The following is an 18,140-nucleotide window of genomic DNA, read 5'->3' on the forward strand; positions in this document are numbered from 1 at the left end:
CGCGACGCGGATTTCGCATGGACGCACAGACGGATGGGGAGAGACGATGATGCTGCGAGTGACCTTCTGCCTCAAGCGCTTGCCGGGCCTGACGCGCGAGCAATTCCATGACTATTGGCGGAACGAGCATGCGCCGCTGGTCAAGGACCATGCCTCGGCGCTCGGCATCCGAAAATATGTCCAGTCGCACAGCCTGACGCTCCCGGGCACCTTTCCGCTCGCCGATGTGCGCGGCTCCTCGAGCCTCGATTTCGATGGTGTCGCGCAGCTGTGGTGGGACGATATGGCCAGCTTTGCCGCCGCAGGTTCGACCGAGGCCGGACGCATCGCCGGCGCGCTGCTGCTCGCCGACGAGAGGAAATTCATCGATCTGCCCAATTCGCCTATCTTCCTGTCGGACGATTTTCACGTCATCGGATAGGCGGGTCGAAAGAACCTATTTCCAGCGTCCCGTCGCGGTCACGGGTTCGTCGCTCGCCATATGCGCCTCGGCCTGCTGTCGCGTCAGTTCGGCAAGCGGTTCGAGAATGGCGGCATCTTTCAACGACTGGACGCCCACCGCATCGATGCCGAGCCAGTCGGCGATGACCTCTTCGCTTTGCTCGCCGCTCAGCGGGGCGGGGCGCAAAGGCGGCGCGGGCAGGTCGGCGGTCTTGACCACATAGGCGTCGCCTAACACATCCTCCTGCAACCAGGGATGATCCTCGATCCGGTAGAAACCGCGCTCAACATAATAGGGGAAATCCGGCAGTTCGGAGAGCCGCAGCATCGGGGCGGCAGCAATGCCCGCCGCCTGCAGCGTCTCCGCGGCGGCGTGTCGGCTACGCCCCGCGAGCCAGGCGTCGATCGCCGTGTCGATCTCGCGGCGCGCGGCAAGCCGTCTGGCGGCGCTGTCAAAGGCCAAGCCTTCACCATAGCCGATCGTCTCGCACAACCGCGCCCAGTCGGCGTCGCTCTCGACGGTGATCACGCACCATTCGTCGTCGCCCGCGGCGCGATAGGCCGCCCACGGCCAGTCGGTGGCAGCGCCGCCCGCCGGCGTACCGCGCACGACGTCGGTGGCGAAATGGCCGATCATCACTTCGGATTGTGCGACCTTGGCGACGCCGCCCAGCCCGGTGCGCAGGCGGCGGATCAGCAGCGCCGCGACCCCGATCGCACAGATGCGGCCTGCGACATGGTCGGGATAGACGGTGATCGAATCGCTGAAGCTCAAGGGATCGTCGGGATAGCGCCAGGCGAGCGTCAGCCCGGTCGATGCGCGAACCAGCGGGCCATAGCCCATCCGCCCGCTCCACGGCCCGGTGTCGCCGAAGGCCGAGCTTTCGGACAAGACGATCCGCGGGTTGATGGCACGCAGATCGGCTTCACCGAGGCCGAGCTTCTCCATCGTGCCGGGCTTGAAGTTCGAGCAGACGACGTCCGCTTGCCTGACCATGTCGAGGAATAGCGCGCGTCCTTCGTCGCTGCGCAGGTCGATCCCCAGGCTGCGCTTGTTGCGATGCCCTGCGGCGAAGCTGACCGACATGCCGTGCTCGAGATAGGATTGGCGGCTGCCGTCCGGAAAGGCCTGGCTCTCGATCTTGACCACATCGGCGCCGAGGTCGCCGAGCAGCCGCGCGCCCTCGGCTCCGACGACGATGACGCCGAGATCGAGCACTTTCAGGTCGCCAAAGGGGGCGAGCGGAGCCGCGCCGGCGGCTGCGGGAAACTCGGCCGCCTCTGCAATCGGCAACGGACCCATGCGGTCGCCGTCGATGGTCAGGAAGCCATTGGGCAGCCGCGTTCCGTCGGCCAGCGTGGTGACCGCTTCGCGTACGGCGGCATGGTCGCTGTCCAGAAATTCGCCGAGCGTCAGCACCGACGCGATCGGTACGCCATAGTCCTGTCCTTCGCGTTCCAGATCGGCGCGTAGACGGTCGGCGAAGAAGCCTGCAATATGAGGGAGCAAGTCCGCCGAGGCATAGCGGTGCGACGTCCGGTCGAAATCGGGTGAGGCAAATTGCGCTGGCTCGCCCATCCACCGGAACATGCCGCGCCACTGGCGCTTGGCAAGCAGGCAGATGCGCACATAACCGTCGGCGCAGCGCATGATCGGATATTGGAATCCCGCGCGTGGCCGGTCGCGCAGCAGCAGGCCGACCGGCTTGCCCATCGTCGCGCTGCCGTTGATCCCGAAGCCCGGGTCGAGCCCCTGCACCGCGCCGTCGAGCGCCGCGAAGTCGAAATGCGCCCCTTTGCCGCCGCTGAGCGCGCGATAGAGCGCACCGAGCAGCGCGAACGCCGCCTGCGGGGCGGCGCATTGATAGGCGAGGTCGCCGGGCGGCAGCAGCGGCTCGCGCCCGCGAATGCCCGACCGCGACAGCACGGCGGACAGCGCGTGCAGCACAGGACCGGTCGCGCGCCAGTCCGCCAGCGGGCCGTCTTCGCCGAAATCGCTGACCGCCATAGTGATCAGGGCGGGGTGGGCGCGGCGGAGCGCGGCGAGATCGTCCCCCGACGCCCGGCCGGCGATGACGATATGCGCGCTCTCGATGGCCGTCGCGGCCTCGGGACTGCCCAGATTGCCTGTGTGCAGCCGCTTGCCGGCGTTGGCGACGACCGCCTCGGCGCCGGCGTCGGCCTCGGTCGCGAAGCGATCGACCACGGCGCCCAGATCGGCCAGATAGCGTCCGATCATCGCCAGCGGCCCTTGGACGCTTTCGACGACGCGAATGCCGGACAGCGGCCGATCGGACATGAACTTACCCTTCTCTGCGATACACCAGCGGACGCGAAGACGATCCGCTGGCCACGCCGGCGCTTGCCATATCTGCACCGTGAAGAAAAGTTAATTAATCGACTAATTCGTTTTGCGGCGCTCGTCTTCTATGATAGCGGCCGCGCCACGGAGAGTTGCCGATGGACTTCACTTTCACCGACGATCAGCGTCAGTTGCGCGATGCGTTGCGCGGGTATCTTCAGCGCAACAATGGATTTTCGGTCCGTACGGCGAATGCGCGTAGCGCGTCCGGCTGGAGCGAATCGCTGTGGCGCGGGCTTGCGGACGACCTCGGCATATTGGGCGTGTTCGTGCCCGAAGGTGCGGGCGGCATCGGCGGCGATGCGGTCGACATGATGGTCGTGATGGAGGAGCTTGGCGCAAACCTGCTCGTCGAACCCTATTTTGAAACCGCAGTGATCGGCGCGTCGGCGCTCGGCGCCGGGCACACGGCCGAACATGCTGCGATCGCCGGCGGCGATATGCGACTGGCTTTTGCCTGGGCCGAGGCCGAAACGCGCTTCGACCGCATGCCGCGCGATACCATTGCGCTGCGCACGACGGTCGGCTGGCGGGTCGATGGCCACAAGATCGTCGTGAGCGGGGCGCCTATGGCGACGCATTTCCTCGTCACCGCGCGCGTCGGCGACGAGCCGGCGCTGTTCCTCGTCGAAGCCGGCGCGGTCGGCATTTCGCAACAAGCATTTCCGACGATCGACGGCCGGCGCGCCGCCGATGTCGCCTTCGATGCCGTTGCGATCCCCGACAGCGCGCTCATCGCACGCGGCGCCGAGGCGATCGAGCGGCTGTGCGACGTCGCAACCGCGATGCTTGGTGCCGAGGCGCTTGGCGTGATGCGCGTGATGCTCGACGATACCATCGCCTTCACCAAGGAGCGCCGCCAGTTCGGGCAGGCGATCTCGACCTTTCAGGTCGTCCAGCACCGCATGGTCGACATGTATATGCAGCTCGAACTAGCGACCTCGGCGGTGTACCGCGCGGTGCTCTGCCTCGACGCCGCGCCGGCCGACCGCGCCCGCGCCGTCTCCGCGATGAAGGTGACCATCGCCGACGCCTGCCGCTTTGTCGGCCAGAATGCAATCCAGCTCCACGGCGGCATGGGGATGACCGACGAGGCCCGCGTCACCCATCATTTCCGCCGCGCGACCGTGATCGAGAGCGAATTCGGCTCGGCCGACTGGCACCGCCGCCGCTTCGTCGCACTGTCGCGCGCGGCCTGAGGAGACAGCCGATGGACATCGCCTGGAGCGCCGACGAAATCGCCTTTCGCGACGAAGTGCGCGCCTTTCTTACCGACAAGCTGACCGACGATCTGCGCGCGAGCGGTGCCAATATGACCAGCGTCTACGCCGACCCGGATCATGCGCGCGCCTGGCAGGCGATCTTGCACAAAAAGGGCTGGGTCGCTCCGTCCTGGCCGGTCGAGCATGGCGGCACCGGCTGGAGCCTCGCGCAACGCTATATCTGGCAGCGCGAGCGTATCGCGGCGGGCGCGCCGCCGGTGTCGCCGATGGGGGTGCAGATGTGCGGCCCCGCGATCATCGGCCATGGCAGCGACGCGCAGAAGGCCTATTTCCTGCCACGCATGCTGTCGGGCGAGCATTTCTGGTGCCAGGGCTATTCCGAAACCGGGTCGGGCTCCGACCTCGCCAGCCTGCAATGCCGTGCCGAGGAGGATGGCGACGATCTGGTGGTTACCGGGCATAAATTGTGGAGCACCCATGCCCACGCCGCCAACTGGGGCTTTTTCCTCGTCCGCACGTCGACGCACGACCGGCCGCAAAAGGGCATCAGCTTCCTGTTGATCGACATGACCAGCCCCGGCGTCACCGTGGTGCCGACGGTCTCGCCCGCGGGCGAGAATATCCAGAACGAGATTTTCCTCGACGCCGTCCGTGTGCCCAAGGCGAATGTCGTGGGCGCGATCGGCGACGGGTGGACCGTCGCCAAATATCTGCTCGAATTCGAACGCGGCGGCGTGGCCTATGCGCCCGGCTTGCAGATCGACCTCGACGAGATCGCGCAGTTCGCGAGCGAAGTGCGCGGCGACGAAGGCGGGCGCCTCATCGACGACAGCGCCTTCGCCGATGCGATCGCGCAGGCGCGGATCGATGTGCTCGCGCTCGAAATCTTCGAATTCCGCGCGATGAGCGACGCGGGGGCGGGGCGCTATCCGCATGCGACCCCGTCGCTGATGAAGATCCGCGGCACCGAATTGCAGCAGCGGATCACCGAACTGCGCCTGCTCGCCGCAGGCCGCTATGGCATGGCCTATCAGCCGCAGGCGGGGGTCTCCGCAGGGCCGGTCCATTTCCCGCACGCCGAGGGCGCTTTCGTCGGCCCGCGCGAGGCCGCGATCGCGCCGATGCGCTACGTCAGCGAACGCGCGGCGTCGATCTATGCCGGGACCAACGAAATCCAGCGCAACATTATCGCCAAAATCATGGGCCTCTAGCCCCTATCGGAGAAACAAGATGACCGATGCTCCCGCCGTGCTCGCCGAACGTCGCGGCCATGTCCTGATCCTGACGATCAACCGCCCCGACGCGCGCAACGCAGTCAATGCCGCGGTCCATATCGGGCTGGGCGAAGGACTCGAACAGGCCGAGGCCGATCCCGACATCCGCGCGGTGATCGTCACCGGTGCGGGGGACCAGGCCTTTTGCGCTGGCGCCGATCTGAAAGCCCTGTCGCGCGGCGAGCGGCTCGAACCCGAAGACAAGGCGCAGCGCGCCTGGGGCTTCGCGGGTTTTGTGCGGCACCCGATCGGCAAACCGATCATCGCGGCGGTCAACGGCTTCGCGCTCGGCGGCGGCACCGAACTCGCGCTGGCCTCGGACATCGTGATTGCGGCCGACCATGCGCAATTCGGACTGCCCGAGGTCAAGCGCGGGATCATCGCGGCGGCGGGCGGCGCGTTTCGCATCGTCCAGCAATTGCCACGCAAGATTGCGATGCAGCTGTTGCTGACCGGCGAGCCGATTTCGGCGCAACGCGCGCTCGATCTCGGCCTCGCCAACGAAGTGGTGCCCTTGGACAAGCTCATGGACACCGCGCTCGACTTTGCCGAGCGCATCGCGGTCAACGCCCCTCTCGCGGTGCAGGCCAGCAAGCGCATCGCCATGGGTATCGCCGAGGGCCAGATCGCCAGCGACGCCGAGTTCTGGGAGGCGAACAAGCGCGAAACGCGTGTGGTCTTCACCTCCGAGGATTCGCGCGAAGGCCCGCGCGCCTTTGCCGAAAAACGCCAGCCCGTCTGGCAGGCTCGTTGAGGAAACAAAGCATGCCGGACGATAACAGACCTATCATCGTCGGTGTCGGCCAGATCAATGATCGGCCGGAAAACCCCGCCGATGGCCGCGATCCCGTCGTGTTGATGGCGGACGCGCTGCGGATCGCCGAAAAGGACGCTGGCGGGGCGCTGCTCGCCGACGCCGATTTTCTGGGGATCGTCCAGCAGATATCGTTCCGCGACATTCGCGATGCGCGGGAGTCTCTGGCGAGCGAACTCGGCATCGCGCCCGCGACGATGATGCAAAGCGAAGGGCCGAACGGCGATAGCCCGGTCCTGCTCCTCAACGAAGCGGCCAACCGGATCGGGGCCGGCGAGTGCCGGATCGCGCTGGTGTGCGGCGCCGAGGCGCTGCGAACCGCGGCAGCAAGGGCGGCGGCAGAGGAGTCCGGCCGCCGCGTCGATGCGACGCGCGAAGCCGCGCAGCGGCGCGAGCCAAGCTATGCGCAGCAATATGGGCTGGTCGCGCCGGTCGATGTTTACCCTCTCTACGAAAATGCACTCCGCGCATCGCTCGGACAAAGTTTCGCCGAGGCGCAGGCCGAAAGCGGGACGATCTGGTCGCTTTTTTCTGAGGTTGCGACCGCCAATCCTCATGCATGGATTCGGAAACCGGTCAGCCCGGCTGACGTGATCACGCCGACCGAGAGCAACCGGCCGATCGCCTTTCCCTATAACAAGCTGATGGTCGCCAACGCCTCGGTCAACCAGGGTGCCGCCTTCATCGTGACGAGCGTCGGCGAGGCGCGCCGGCGCGGGATCGCCGAGGACCGCTGGATCTATGTCGGTAATGGTGCGGCGGCCCATGAACCGAACAGCCCGTTGCAGCGCGATCGCTACGACCATAGCGCGAGCATGGAGGTCTCGATCCGCCGGGCGCTCGCCTTGAACGGGGTCGATCCGTCCCGGCTCGATATGGTCGAACTGTACAGCTGTTTCCCCTGCATTCCCAAGCTGGCCCGCCGGATCATCGATTGGCCGGCCGAACGGCCTGCGACGGTCTGACCTTTGGTGGCGGGCCGATCGGCAATTATATGGGCCATGCCATCGCGAGCATGACCGATCGGCTGCGTGCCGAGGAAGGGACGGGGCTGCTGTTCGCAAATGGCGGCTATGCGACGCACAATCACAGCATCGTGATCAGCAGCAAGCCGCTTGCGGCCGCCATTTTTCCCCGCAGTTACGATTATCAGGAGGAGGCAGATGCGATGCGCGATGCAATTCCGGCGCTGGCGCGCGATTATCTGGGTGACGCGACGATCGAAAGCTACACGATCCTCTACAGGCGCGACGGGATGCCAAAAGCGGGCGTCGTGGTTGCGCGGACACCGGAGGGCGAGCGGACGCTCGCGCATGTTCCGCCGAGCGAAGGCGACGTCCTGCGACGGCTCGCCGATGCGGATGCGGAGCCTGTGGGCGCGCCCGGCCGGATCGTCGAGGGCGCGGGGCTTCGGGAATGGCGCTTTGCATGATCGCGACGGGCGGGATTGACGGGCATTTGGCGCGTCGCAGCCTCTTGGCTGTTCAAAGCCGGGCAATGATGGCATCTGTCGGCCTAATGCCGATAGGGAAAGGGATAAGTTTGCCCGCCAGCCAAGCCAAGAGAAAAAAGGGGCCGGGGCGCCCGCTGACGCCGCTGATCACGCGCGAAACGGCGATCCTTGTGTCGATCGACCTGCTCGATCGCCAGGGCCTCGACGCGCTGACTGTGCAGGCGGTGGCGCGCGAACTGAACGTCCAGGCGCCGTCGCTTTATTATCATTTCAAGAACCGCGACGAACTTCTCCACATGATGGCCCGGACCTTGCTGGTCGAGGTGGGGCAGGGGGAAAAGCCGGGGTCGTCGTGGGAGGAGCGGGCGATCGACCTCGCGGTTGCGACCCGCCGCGTGATGCTGAACCACGCGCACGCCGGGCCGCTGATGCTGCGTTTCTTCCCGCGCGAGCTGATGCTCGGTGCCTATGAGCGCGGCCTGTCGGACTGTCCTTACCCGCCCGAGCATCATCTGGCGGTTCTCGAGGCGCTCGAAAAGCTGACCTATGGCAAGGCGCTCTTCGACGCGGCGGCCAAGGCGCACGACCACGCCGCGATGCCGACGGTTGATCCGGCGCGTTACCCGCTGCTTGCCGCAGCGATCGCCAAATCTCCGGTGTCCGACGAGGCGTTGTTCGTCGAGACGCTCGAGGTGCTGCTCGACGGCTTCAGATTTCGATACGGACAGAAGGGTAAAGCCATATGATCGAGGGCGGATGCAATTGTGGGGCGGTCCGCTACCGTGCCGACGGCGACCCGATCGTGGTGGCGCAATGCCACTGCACCAACTGTCGCCGGCAATCGGGCAGCGCCTTCTCGGTCAATCTGCTCTTCAAGGGGGCCGCGGTCAGCCATGAAGGCGACCTGTCGGTCTATGAGGATAAGGACACATTCTCGGGCAACGCGGTGCTGCGCAAATTCTGCGGTCGTTGCGGGTCGCCGATCTTCTCGGAGCCGACCGACGGCAAGGGGCTTTTGATCGTCAAGGCCGGAACGCTCGACGATCCGGCCCCCTTCGCTCCGACGGTCAGCGTCTGGACATCGACCGCACTGCCGTGGGTGGTGTTGCCCGAAGGCCAATATGCGTTCGGAAAAAACGCCTGACCTGTCCGGTCACGCGGTGTAGCCGCCGTCGACGACGATCTGCGTGCCCGTCACGAAGCTGCTTTCGTCGGATAGCAGGAACAGGACAGCGCCAACGCTCTCCTCAGGCTGTGCGACGCGTCCGAGCGGGGTCAACTGCGCACCGCGTATGAGGGCCTGGCTGTTCGTCGTCTCGGTCAGGAGGCGCGTCGCGACAAAGCCCGGGATCAGGACGTTGACGCGAATGCCGCTGGGCGCGAGTTCCTTGGCGGCCGCCCGCGACATCCCGATCACCGCCGCCTTCGCGGCCGAATAGGCGACCAGATTTGCATGGGCCTTCGTGCCCGCTGGCGATGCGACATTGACGATCGAACCCCCGCCCGATGCCAGCATCGCGCGCGCCCCCTCGCGCATCCCGAAAAAGACGCCGTTCTGGTTGACCGCGACGACGCCGGCCCACTCTTCGTCGCTGATGTCGATCAGCGGGTGCGTGGCGCCGACCCCGGCGTTGTTCACGAGACCATCGATCCGGCCGAACCGCTTCACCGCGAATTCGACTGCAGCCTTCCAATCTTCGGGTTTCGTGACGTCGAGCGGTATGAAGTACGCCTTGCTGTCGAGCGATGCCTCGATCGCCGCCCCCGCGGCCCGATCCCGGCCACCGAAAATGACCTCGGCGCCCTCGCGCACCATGCCGCGGACCTGCGCTTCGCCCATCCCTCGGGTTCCGCCCGACAGAAGAATGATTTTCCCAGACAATCGGCCTGCCATCAATCTTCTCCCACCAGGTTTGCGCCACCGAAGCGATCCTCTGGACCATCCGGGTCTAATATCTATGATATATAGATATGTTCTCCCGATTACAATGGCAGAGGCGTTGGGGAAAAGGACGGCGGGGGGCGAACTGCCCCCAAGGAGGAGGCTTGGTCGGCTGGCCGGACTAATACCCGTCCTTCAGCAATGACTTGCGCCGGCTATCCTCATCCTTTCTCGCAAGGCCGAGAAAGTCCGCGCTATGCGCCGTGGCCGAAGCGCCCGACCCATCTATCAGCCAAGGCGTTGCCACCTCATGGCACGGATGCGCCAAGCTTGGCGCGAACGGCCTTTGAAAGTTCGGCGACGTAAAAGCCGCTGCGGCAGACGAACCAGATATGGCCGGTCTCTGGCACGAAACTGTTGATCGACATGCAGCTGTCGGTCTTGCCGGCGAGGGGACCGCGAGGGGAGGGGGCATCGATGGCTCCCGGATGGTAATAGGCCACTTCGTACGGGTGCGTCGGATCGCGGAGGTCGACGATCCGGACCCCCGAGCCCATGAAGCTGAACAGGCCGAGCGCCACGCCGCCCCAAGCATCGTCGACAACGGCATTATAATGGAGGCCGTAGGAGCCGGCGGCGTTCGCCTTGGCCCATGCCGGATCATTGAGGCAGCGGTCATTCGCCTCAAGCCGGAATTCGCCGACCATGCGCAGCGACTTTTCATCGGTCATATCGAAGATGCGCGGGAAGGCGGTGCAGCGGAGCTCATTCGCAGCCACCAGATACTGGCGGCCGCGGACGCGCAGCAGCGGCGCATGATGATCGCCTTGGCCGCGGATGTCGCTGGTGCCGACGAACCTGATCGTCGGCCATTCGGGGTTCGGCTTGCCGATCTGGGTGATGTCCCAGATGCTGGGCGCGGAATCGCCCTTGCGCGCCTCGATCATCGGCACGCTTCCGGCGCAGATCAGTCGCGTCTGGCCATCGTTGATCCACATGTCGTGGCAGCGCTGTGCCTTGCCGCCGGGAAGGACTAGCGGATATTCCCCCATATAAATGGGTCTTGCCGGATCGCTGATGTCGAGGACCATCAGGCCATCGGTGCCATATTCGCGGCTCGCATAGACCCGCATGCCATCGGGCGAGATCTTGGGCACATGGATGTTTGCGGGCCAGTAAAAGGTCGTGAGCAACTTCGGCGTGGTGCAGTCGCTGATATCGTAGATGTCGAGGGGAGCGGGGCCGGGCGGTCTGAGGCCGCCGCTATAGTCGCCCGCGACGAGCAGGTGGCGGGTGCCGGTGTCGATGACGTCCATCGTCTCCGATCCCCCGATCGCGCCCGGCGTGTCGAGCAGACCCACCGCCTTGGGTGCCTTGGGGTCGCTCGCGTCGATGACGGCGATTCCTTTGCGTTCACCGCCGCCGTAAACATAGGCGCACTGGCGCGATCGTTTGAGCATCGCATTGTCGCCGCGTCCCCACGGGTCGAGCTTGCCGACGATGCGCATGCCGCAGACGTAGGGCGTGGCGATGCGCCCGGCCTCGAGGTCGGCAAGCGGCGTCTCGCCCTGCATGCCGGGCTCGGGATTGTCGCCCGGACCGCACAGCGCCGTCGCGCGGCTCGGCGTTTTCGGCCCGCCCGAAGAAGAGGGGGAGGCGCTGGCCGATGGTGTGGCGGCAAGCGCTGCGCACGCGGCAACAGCGAGCAGCCGCGCCGCGCGCGCGCTCACTTGCCGCCCTTGGCCGCTGCGGCTTCCTGTTTCTTGAGTTCCTCGACAAAATCGAAGGCGCGCGCGGCCACGAGGCAGCGATAGCCCTTGGGATCGATGAAGGGATTGCTTCCGGGTTCGGCCAGCATCGCTTCATATTTGTCGACATTATTGTGCTGCCAGGGGTGGCCGCCGAACCAGACGTCGGGCTTGAGCGACAGGAGTCGCTCCCAGCCGTCGATCTGGTCTTTGACGATCCCGGGATATTCTTCGGGCACGAGCTTGGTGACGGCCTGCTGGCTTCCCATCAGCAACACGTCATAGGTCTTGCCATTTTCGGTCGTCTGCCATTCAAAGGATGAGGCGCCGCGGGTATGGCCGGCGGTCTTCCAAACCGAAACGGTCACATCGCCGAGGGTCACCTTGTCGCCGTCGTGCAGGACGCGGTCGACCTTTACCGGCGGCATGCCGCGGCCGATCCCTTCGACCGCCGGCGAACCCTTTTCGACCGTCTCGGCGTCGCCTTCCATGATCATCAACTTCGCGTCCGGCGCATGGACCTTCATCCACGCGCTGCCGCCCTGGTGATCGAGGTGCGCGTGGCTGCCGAGGATGATCTTGATATCCGCGAGTTTGAAGCCGAGCTTCTCGATCGACTCCGCAACCCATGGCGCCGTCTCGTCGAACGTCGTGTCGATCAGGATCAGGCCGTCGCTCGTCTTGACGAGATAGGCGGTGACCGCCGAGATGCCGACCGAATAGGTATTGCCGACGACCTTGAAGGCGGGGAACTTGCGGTGATCCCAGCCCGTCGTGATGCGCGTCGCGTCCATGAGGGCGATTGCGGGGCGACCGCAGGCGACTTCGTTCGGGTCGATGCTGAGGAGGGGCGAGTCGGCGGCGATCTTCGCGAGCGGCGGCGCGGAGGGAGCGGCGAGTGCGGCCTGGCCCATTGCCAGCGCAGCCAAGGATACGGCGAACCGCGACATTGCCTTCTTCATGCCCATCGATCTTCTCCCGTGTATTCGGATAGCGAATTAATATTCGTCAATAGCGATTTGATATCGGGTCGGCGCTCGATGTCAAGGTCCGCGCGTTGCCCTTCGACTCGCCATCACCGTGTCGCATCCTGTCGCACCCGCGGCCTTCCCATCGTCGGCATCCGGGCGGCCTTGGTGCGCGAAGATCAAGTAAATCAGCGACTTCTTCAACTTGTCTCGGGGGTATTTACAAGCTGTCGAAAATCCATATGCTTAGAAATGCGAATATAAGTTCGCTATCCGAATAATGTGAATTTCGCACTCGGATGGCAGGATGGCCCGGCGACCGGGCACGCTTTGGGAAACCCGCTCGGGAGGGATGAATGAAAAAGGCATTGTTTACGTCGAAAATCAGGCTCGCATGCGGGACCGCCGCGATCCTCCTCTCCGCCGTCCCGGCGATGGCACAGGAAGTCGCTCCGGACGCCGAGGCTACCGAAAGCGCGCCGGCCGACGACGCGTCGATCATCGTCACTGGCACGCGCGTCAACCGTGAAGGCTATCTCGCGCCGACGCCGGTGACCGCGATCGGGCGCGATGCGATCGAGGCTCAGGCCGCTACGACGATCGCGGACGTCCTTTACGACATTCCCTCGGTTCGCCCTTCGCCGAATTTTCCCGCCACGTCGCAGGCCAGCGGCAACTATGTGAACCTGCGAGGCCTTGGCGCGACGCGTACGCTCACCCTCGTCGACGGTCGCCGCTTCGTTCCCTCGAACGGCGCGGAGAACTCAGGCGGCAGTTCGGTCGACATCAACCTCATCCCCGAAGCGCTTGTCGATCGTCTCGATGTGGTGAGCGGCGGCGCTTCGGCGGCCTGGGGTTCCGACGCCGTGGGGGGCGTCATCAACATCGTGCTGAAACGCAAGCTCGAAGGCATCCAGGGCAAGGTGCAATATGGCGTCTCCGATTATGGCGACGCGCAGGAAGTCAGCCTCAGTCTCGCTGCCGGCACCTCGTTCGCGGATGGTCGCGGCCAGCTCATGCTCGCGGGCGAGTACAGCAAGTCGTGGGATGTCCCGACGACCAACGATCGGCCCTATGGCAAGGATCAGTGCGGCTGGTTCCCGGGTTCGGTGAACGGCACTTTCTATCTCGGGCTCCAGACCTGCGGCCTGACGCACAACAGCTACACGCGCGGCGGCGTACTCGTCGCCGCCAACGGAAACCCGCTCGCGTCGACCGACCCCTTCTATGGGCGTCAGTTCCTCAATTCGACCAGTTCGGCGCCGTTCGACTATGGCCAGGTCGGACCGATCAATCGCAGCGTGTCGATCGGCGGCGACGGCGAATGGCGCGGTGTGCGAAACCTTCAGGCTCCGCTCGAGCGCAAGATCCTCTTCGGCCGCGCACTCTATGAGTTTTCGCCGAGCCTTACCGGATTCATCGAAGCCTCCTATGGCGAGTCGGGTACCGAAACCGACCTGTTCTTGAACGCGATCCCGTCCTCGACCGACTATCCGATCGCGATCCGGAACGGCAATCCGTACATCCCTGCCGACATCCAGGCGATCATGAACGCCAATGGCACCGACACCATCTATCTGTCGAAACTGACGCCCGAACTCGGTTCGGCGACCTCGGATTCGAACAACCGTGTCTTCCGCGTCGCCACCGGCCTCGAAGGTCAGATGGGCAAAGGCTGGTCGTGGAAGGCCTATGGCACCTTCGGGCGCGACTGGTACGACACGATCCTCGGCAACAATATCGTCGTCTCGAACCTTGCCGCCGCAACCGACGTCGTCATCAATCCCCGGACCGGGCTGCCCGATTGCCGCGTGAATGTCGAAGGGGCCGCAGCGCCGGGCGAGGCGGCTTATGGCGCGGCCGCCCTCTGTGTTCCCGCCAATCCTTTCGGACCGGGGTCGCTGGCCTCGGCGAAGGATTATATCGTCGACGATCTCTATCAAAGCTCGGTCTATACGCAGGTCGCGGCAGGCGCGTCGATCAACGGCGAGCCCTTCTCGACCTGGGCTGGTCCCGTGTCCTTCGCGGCCGGCGTCGACTATCGCTATGAGAAGGTCGCGCAGGACGTCAGCTTCTACGCCGACTTCGTCAATCCGCCGCTCTTCGCCTCGGGGGGCTTCCAGCAATCCAATCCGAAGAGCTTCGCCGGCAACTATACCGTCGTCGAAGGCTTCAGCGAAGTCGTCGTGCCGCTGCTCGCTGACGTGAAGGGCGCAGAATCGCTCGATCTCAACGGCGCGATCCGCGTGACCGATTACAGCACGAGCGGCACGGTTGTTACCTGGAAGGTCGGGACCACCTACGAACCCGTCTCGGGCCTTCGCTTCCGCGCCGCCTATTCGAAAGATATTCGTGCGCCTTCGCTTTTCGAGAGTTTCGGAGCGAACACCACTTATTCTTCGGTGATCACCCGCGGTCCGGGCGGTGTGGAAACGGGTTCGGCGAACGCCGTCTCGCCAGGACGCAACAATCTCGATCTCAGCCCCGAGCGCGCCTACAGCACCACCGTCGGCATTACGATGGAAGATGTGCTGACGCGAGGCCTCACGCTCTCGATCGACGGCTACCGCATCAAGCTCAAGGACGTCATCGGCAAGCTCGGCGCGCAGGGCATCATCGACGGCTGCTTCGGCGGCGGCACCGCCGCGGGACGCGAACCGAACCAAGGGCTCTGCAGTCTCATCAATAGTGACCAGACCGTGATTATCGACCCCTTCCTCAATCTCGGCTCGATCGAGACGCAGGGTATCGAATTCGACCTTGGCTATCGCTTCGGCGCCGACGTCCTGTTCGGTGGCTCGACGGGCCAGTTCTCGGCCCGGCTCCTCGCCAACTATGTCGACAAATACAAAGAAAACAGCTCGGGTCTCAATCCGCGCGATCTCGCGGGCGACCTTTCGGGCGTGCCGCATTGGCGCTGGAACGCAACGCTGGCCTATAATGACGAGAAGCTGGGGGTGAGCCTGCGCGGCAACTTCATCGACAGCATGTACCGGTACAAGTTCGCGGCCGCGAACACCTATCTCGACGAGAAGATTCCGGCCTATTTCTATCTCGACGCGAACATCCGTTACAATATCGTCTCGGGTGACAAGGCGAAGGTCCAGCTGTTCGCCAACGTCGACAACATCCTCAATACCAAGCCGCCCTTCTCGCCGGGCACCGGCGCGACCGGCTGGTTCGGGCTGCCGGGCAAGTTTGCCCAGTATAGTTCCTACACCAATGGCACCTTCTACGACGTCCTCGGGCGTACGTACAAGGTCGGCGCCCGCTTCTCCTTCTGACGATGGCGCATCCTCTTCCATCCTGGCGAGCAAAGGGTGCCGAACAATCGGCGGCCGGATCTCGTCCTCCCCGGCTCCGGGTCGCCGCGCGTCATGCGCGCGGTGAAGCCCGGCGCGCGCCAGGATGGACCCTTGCGTCACCCGCTATTTTTGGCCGCGCCGCGCTGATAGGAACAGGCCGCATGACAAAATCGAGCGGGAGCATCCTGATGAGCGATGAGAAGAACGACAAGAATACGGTCAAGTCGGTGGCCAAGGCATTTGCGGTCCTGAATGCCTTCGGACTCGACAGCGAAGAGCTTGTCATTGCCGAAGTGGCGCGCGCGGCGGGGACCGACAATGCGACCGCCTTTCGCATGCTGAATACCTTGGTGTCGCTCGGCTATGTCGAGCGGGTAGGGGAGAGCAAGCGCTTTCGCCTGACGCTCAAATGCCTCGATCTCGGTTTCAACGCTATTGCGCGATCCGACATCCGCAGCCTCGGGCGGCCGCTGCTTCGCTCGCTTGTCGACGACCATATCGAGGCGGCCTCGATCGGGGTCCTTGATGCCTATGAGGTGGTCTATATCGAGCGTATCCAGGCCGGGCTGCAACGGCTGGCCGTCGACGTCCGGGTCGGCAATCGCGTCCCGGCCTTCTCGTCGGCGCTGGGGCGGGCGATCCTTGCCCATCTGCCCGTCGCGACCGAACGCGAAATCCTCGAATCCAACCCGCCGAAGCAGCTCACCGAATATACGATGGTCGACATCGACCGGCTGCTCGACGAGATCGCCAAGGTTCGTGAAGACGGCTTCGCCGTATCGGACCAGGAAACGGTGACGGGCCTGCGCGTTCTCGCGGCGCCGATCACCGACATGGACGGCGTTCCGCTCGCGGCGCTCAGCGTTGCGGCGCCGTCCTTCGGCCAGACTCTCGACGATTTCGTCGACCGCGCACGCGACATCACCTGCGAAGCCGCGCGCCAGCTTTCGTTCGCCGTTCGCGCCGCTGGCGGCACGGCGGCTCAATCTTTGGCACCATAGCAACAATTGGAGACTTTTACCGGTGACTTCCGCTATCGATTTCAAGGGCTTGATCCCCGCCATCGCCGTTCCGTTCAATGAGGATTTCAGCATTGACGAAGGCGGCCTTACGCGGCTTGCGCGCTGGCTCTCCGAACAGCGCCACATCAAGGCGATCATGACGAACGGTCACACCGGAGAGGTCTTCTCGCTGACCCCCGCTGAACGCGCCCAGGTGACGTCGATCGTTGCAAAGGCGGTCGATGGCCGCATCCCGGTCATTTCCTCGATCGTGTGCGAGGGCATATTGGATGCCTGCGAACAGGCCGTGATCGCGCGCGAAGCCGGCGCCAGCGCGCTCGACATCATGCCCCCGCATCACTGGCTGCGTTTTGGTTTCCGTCCGTCGCACGTCACCGAATATTTCGAAGCGATCGGCAAGGCTTCGGGGCTGCCGCTGATCGTTCATGTCTATCCCGCATGGACCAAGGCGAGCTTCTCGTCAGAACTGCTCGCCGAACTTGCGCGCCTCGACGCGGTGCAGGCGTTCAAGATCGGCACGCGCGAGATGAACAAATATGATCGCGACCTGAAGGCGATCCGCGCCGCGGCGCCGGGCAAGGCGCTGCTGACCTGTCATGATGAATATCTGCTCGCCTCGATGGTCCAGGGTGTCGATGGCGCGCTCGTCGGCTTCGCCTCGGTCATCCCGGGCCTGATCGCGGACCTGCTCGATGCCGTGCAGCAGGGCGACCTGGTCGAGGCGCAGCGCGTGCAGGCGCTGATCGATCCGCTCAAGCAGGCGGTCTATGGCGATGGCGAGCCTACGGGCGAGGCGCATGCCTGCATGAAGGCGGCGATGGCCGTCGCCGGGCTGATCGCGCGCGGTACCGTGCGTCCGCCGACGGTGCCGCCGAGCGCCGAAGAACTCCGCCGCATTGAGCACGCGGTGCGCGGCGCCGGCCTGGTCGAACCGGCGCTGGTCTGACGCCATGACATCCGACCCTCGCATCGCGGTCGTCACCGGCGCCGCCTCGGGCATAGGGGCGGCGATAACGCAGCGCCTCGTCCGCGATGGCTGGTCGGTGATCGGGCTCGACCGGACGCCGGCCGAGCCTGCCGAGCCTGCCGATGGCGTGCGGTTCGAGGTCGTCGATCTGGCCGACATGGCGGCGCTGGCGGGTCTCTCCGCCAGCCTCGGTCCGGTCGGCGCCATTGTTCATGCCGCGGGGTTCATGACCACCGGGGGCATCGAGGAATTCGATCCCGCCGTCGGCGAACTCATGTACGCCGTGCATGTCCGTGCGCTCGCGCTTCTTGTCCAAAACCTGACACCGGGCATGGGCGCGGGTGCACGGATCGTTGCGATCGGCAGCCGCACCAGCCGCGGCGCAAAGGGCAAGGCGCAATATGCCGCGACCAAGGCGGCGCTGACCGGGCTGGTGCGATCCTTCGCGATCGAGCTCGCGCCGCGCGGCATCACCGCCAACATCGTCTCGCCCGCCGCGACGGCAACACCGTTTCTGACGCGGGGCGACCGGGCCGGCGTTCCGCCCATACTGCCGCCGATAGGCCGCTACATCGAACCCGCCGAGGTCGCAGCCACGGTTGCGTTCCTGCTTGGCGACGAGGCCGGCGCGATCACCGGCCAGGATATTCTCATCTGTGGCGGCGCGTCGCTCTGACGCTC

At 65.1% G+C, this 18,140-nt stretch carries 16 protein-coding genes; 12 read left to right on the top strand and 4 right to left on the bottom strand.

What is annotated here, in order from left to right; all coding sequences use genetic code 11:
* Positions 1–46 precede the first annotated feature (46 nt).
* On the top strand, positions 47–421 hold the full coding sequence (locus AC07U1_RS15420; RefSeq protein ID WP_495178420.1) for an EthD domain-containing protein: 375 nt from the start codon (positions 47–49) through the stop codon (positions 419–421).
* 15 nt (positions 422–436) lie between these two features.
* On the opposite strand, the gene AC07U1_RS15425 is transcribed toward AC07U1_RS15420, so the two are convergent.
* Positions 437–2,740 carry a CaiB/BaiF CoA-transferase family protein gene (locus AC07U1_RS15425; protein WP_495178419.1) on the bottom strand — a complete coding sequence of 768 codons (2,304 nt, stop codon included), beginning with the start codon at positions 2,738–2,740 and terminating at the stop codon, positions 437–439.
* Between the two features lie 161 nt (positions 2,741–2,901).
* On the opposite strand from AC07U1_RS15425, the gene AC07U1_RS15430 reads away from it, so the two are divergent.
* The 7 genes from AC07U1_RS15430 to AC07U1_RS15460 are packed head-to-tail and all read left to right on the top strand — an operon-like array spanning position 2,902 to position 8,711.
* Positions 2,902–4,002 (top strand): acyl-CoA dehydrogenase family protein, encoded by a 1,101-nt coding sequence (locus tag AC07U1_RS15430; protein WP_495178418.1) that lies wholly within the window; start codon positions 2,902–2,904, stop codon positions 4,000–4,002.
* An 11-nt stretch (positions 4,003–4,013) separates the two neighbouring features.
* Positions 4,014–5,237: an acyl-CoA dehydrogenase family protein gene (locus tag AC07U1_RS15435; protein ID WP_495178417.1), complete on the top strand. Its 1,224-nt coding sequence runs from the start codon at positions 4,014–4,016 to the stop codon at positions 5,235–5,237.
* A gap of 19 nt (positions 5,238–5,256) precedes the next feature.
* Complete coding sequence (locus AC07U1_RS15440; RefSeq protein WP_495178416.1) at positions 5,257–6,054, top strand: crotonase/enoyl-CoA hydratase family protein; 798 nt, start codon at positions 5,257–5,259, stop codon at positions 6,052–6,054.
* Positions 6,055–6,065: 11 nt separating this feature from the next.
* Positions 6,066–7,079: a hypothetical protein gene (locus tag AC07U1_RS15445; RefSeq protein ID WP_495178415.1), complete on the top strand. Its 1,014-nt coding sequence runs from the start codon at positions 6,066–6,068 to the stop codon at positions 7,077–7,079.
* The gene (locus AC07U1_RS15450) at positions 7,049–7,546 is read left to right on the top strand and encodes a hypothetical protein (RefSeq protein WP_495178414.1); all 498 of its coding nucleotides are present in this window, start codon (positions 7,049–7,051) and stop codon (positions 7,544–7,546) included. The genes AC07U1_RS15445 and AC07U1_RS15450 overlap by 31 nt, the downstream gene beginning before the upstream one ends.
* Positions 7,543–8,313, top strand: a complete 771-nt coding sequence (locus AC07U1_RS15455; protein WP_495178413.1) for a TetR family transcriptional regulator — start codon at positions 7,543–7,545, stop codon at positions 8,311–8,313. The genes AC07U1_RS15450 and AC07U1_RS15455 overlap by 4 nt, the downstream gene beginning before the upstream one ends.
* Positions 8,310–8,711 carry a GFA family protein gene (locus tag AC07U1_RS15460; RefSeq protein ID WP_495178412.1) on the top strand — a complete coding sequence of 134 codons (402 nt, stop codon included), beginning with the start codon at positions 8,310–8,312 and terminating at the stop codon, positions 8,709–8,711. The genes AC07U1_RS15455 and AC07U1_RS15460 overlap by 4 nt, the downstream gene beginning before the upstream one ends.
* A 9-nt stretch (positions 8,712–8,720) precedes the next feature.
* Here the strand turns inward: AC07U1_RS15460 and AC07U1_RS15465 are convergent, their stop codons facing one another.
* The 3 genes from AC07U1_RS15465 to bla form a co-directional block, all read right to left on the bottom strand.
* Complete coding sequence (locus AC07U1_RS15465) at positions 8,721–9,461, bottom strand: SDR family NAD(P)-dependent oxidoreductase (RefSeq protein WP_495178411.1); 741 nt, start codon at positions 9,459–9,461, stop codon at positions 8,721–8,723.
* A 296-nt stretch (positions 9,462–9,757) separates the two neighbouring features.
* Complete coding sequence (locus AC07U1_RS15470) at positions 9,758–11,179, bottom strand: LVIVD repeat-containing protein (RefSeq protein ID WP_495178410.1); 1,422 nt, start codon at positions 11,177–11,179, stop codon at positions 9,758–9,760.
* Positions 11,176–12,159 (bottom strand): metallo-beta-lactamase, encoded by a 984-nt coding sequence (bla, locus tag AC07U1_RS15475; protein ID WP_495197737.1) that lies wholly within the window; start codon positions 12,157–12,159, stop codon positions 11,176–11,178. Before bla ends, AC07U1_RS15470 begins: the two co-directional genes overlap by 4 nt.
* Before the next feature lie 362 nt (positions 12,160–12,521).
* On the opposite strand from bla, the gene AC07U1_RS15480 reads away from it, so the two are divergent.
* The 4 genes from AC07U1_RS15480 to AC07U1_RS15495 all read left to right on the top strand — a co-directional run bounded on the left by AC07U1_RS15480 (position 12,522) and on the right by AC07U1_RS15495 (position 18,135).
* A complete protein-coding gene (locus tag AC07U1_RS15480) occupies positions 12,522–15,449 on the top strand; it encodes a TonB-dependent receptor domain-containing protein (RefSeq protein ID WP_495178408.1) in 2,928 nt (975 codons plus the stop codon).
* A gap of 209 nt (positions 15,450–15,658) precedes the next feature.
* Positions 15,659–16,471: an IclR family transcriptional regulator gene (locus AC07U1_RS15485; RefSeq protein ID WP_056351946.1), complete on the top strand. Its 813-nt coding sequence runs from the start codon at positions 15,659–15,661 to the stop codon at positions 16,469–16,471.
* Positions 16,472–16,493: 22 nt separating this feature from the next.
* Positions 16,494–17,438 (top strand): dihydrodipicolinate synthase family protein, encoded by a 945-nt coding sequence (locus AC07U1_RS15490; protein WP_495178407.1) that lies wholly within the window; start codon positions 16,494–16,496, stop codon positions 17,436–17,438.
* Positions 17,439–17,442: 4 nt separating this feature from the next.
* Positions 17,443–18,135, top strand: coding sequence for an SDR family NAD(P)-dependent oxidoreductase (locus AC07U1_RS15495; protein WP_495178406.1), 693 nt, complete (start codon positions 17,443–17,445; stop codon positions 18,133–18,135).
* The last annotated feature ends 5 nt before the right edge of the window (positions 18,136–18,140 follow it).

The sequence above is a fragment of the Sphingopyxis sp. GW821-FHT02C12 genome, assembly GCF_059421785.1.

Bases quoted from the DNA above. Each gene is read 5' to 3' on its own strand.
- AC07U1_RS15455 (WP_495178413.1), top strand. From the start codon at position 7,543: ATGATCGCGACGGGCGGGATTGACGGGCATTTGGCGCGTCGCAGCCTC.
- AC07U1_RS15485 (WP_056351946.1), top strand. From the start codon at position 15,659: ATGAGCGATGAGAAGAACGACAAGAATACGGTCAAGTCGGTGGCCAAG.
- AC07U1_RS15495 (WP_495178406.1), top strand. From the start codon at position 17,443: ATGACATCCGACCCTCGCATCGCGGTCGTCACCGGCGCCGCCTCGGGC.
- AC07U1_RS15445 (WP_495178415.1), top strand. From the start codon at position 6,066: ATGCCGGACGATAACAGACCTATCATCGTCGGTGTCGGCCAGATCAAT.
- AC07U1_RS15465 (WP_495178411.1), bottom strand. From the start codon at position 9,461: ATGGCAGGCCGATTGTCTGGGAAAATCATTCTTCTGTCGGGCGGAACC.
- bla (WP_495197737.1), bottom strand. From the start codon at position 12,159: ATGAAGAAGGCAATGTCGCGGTTCGCCGTATCCTTGGCTGCGCTGGCA.
- AC07U1_RS15420 (WP_495178420.1), top strand. From the start codon at position 47: ATGATGCTGCGAGTGACCTTCTGCCTCAAGCGCTTGCCGGGCCTGACG.
- AC07U1_RS15480 (WP_495178408.1), top strand. From the start codon at position 12,522: ATGAAAAAGGCATTGTTTACGTCGAAAATCAGGCTCGCATGCGGGACC.
- AC07U1_RS15425 (WP_495178419.1), bottom strand. From the start codon at position 2,740: ATGTCCGATCGGCCGCTGTCCGGCATTCGCGTCGTCGAAAGCGTCCAA.
- AC07U1_RS15435 (WP_495178417.1), top strand. From the start codon at position 4,014: ATGGACATCGCCTGGAGCGCCGACGAAATCGCCTTTCGCGACGAAGTG.
- AC07U1_RS15440 (WP_495178416.1), top strand. From the start codon at position 5,257: ATGACCGATGCTCCCGCCGTGCTCGCCGAACGTCGCGGCCATGTCCTG.
- AC07U1_RS15460 (WP_495178412.1), top strand. From the start codon at position 8,310: ATGATCGAGGGCGGATGCAATTGTGGGGCGGTCCGCTACCGTGCCGAC.
- AC07U1_RS15430 (WP_495178418.1), top strand. From the start codon at position 2,902: ATGGACTTCACTTTCACCGACGATCAGCGTCAGTTGCGCGATGCGTTG.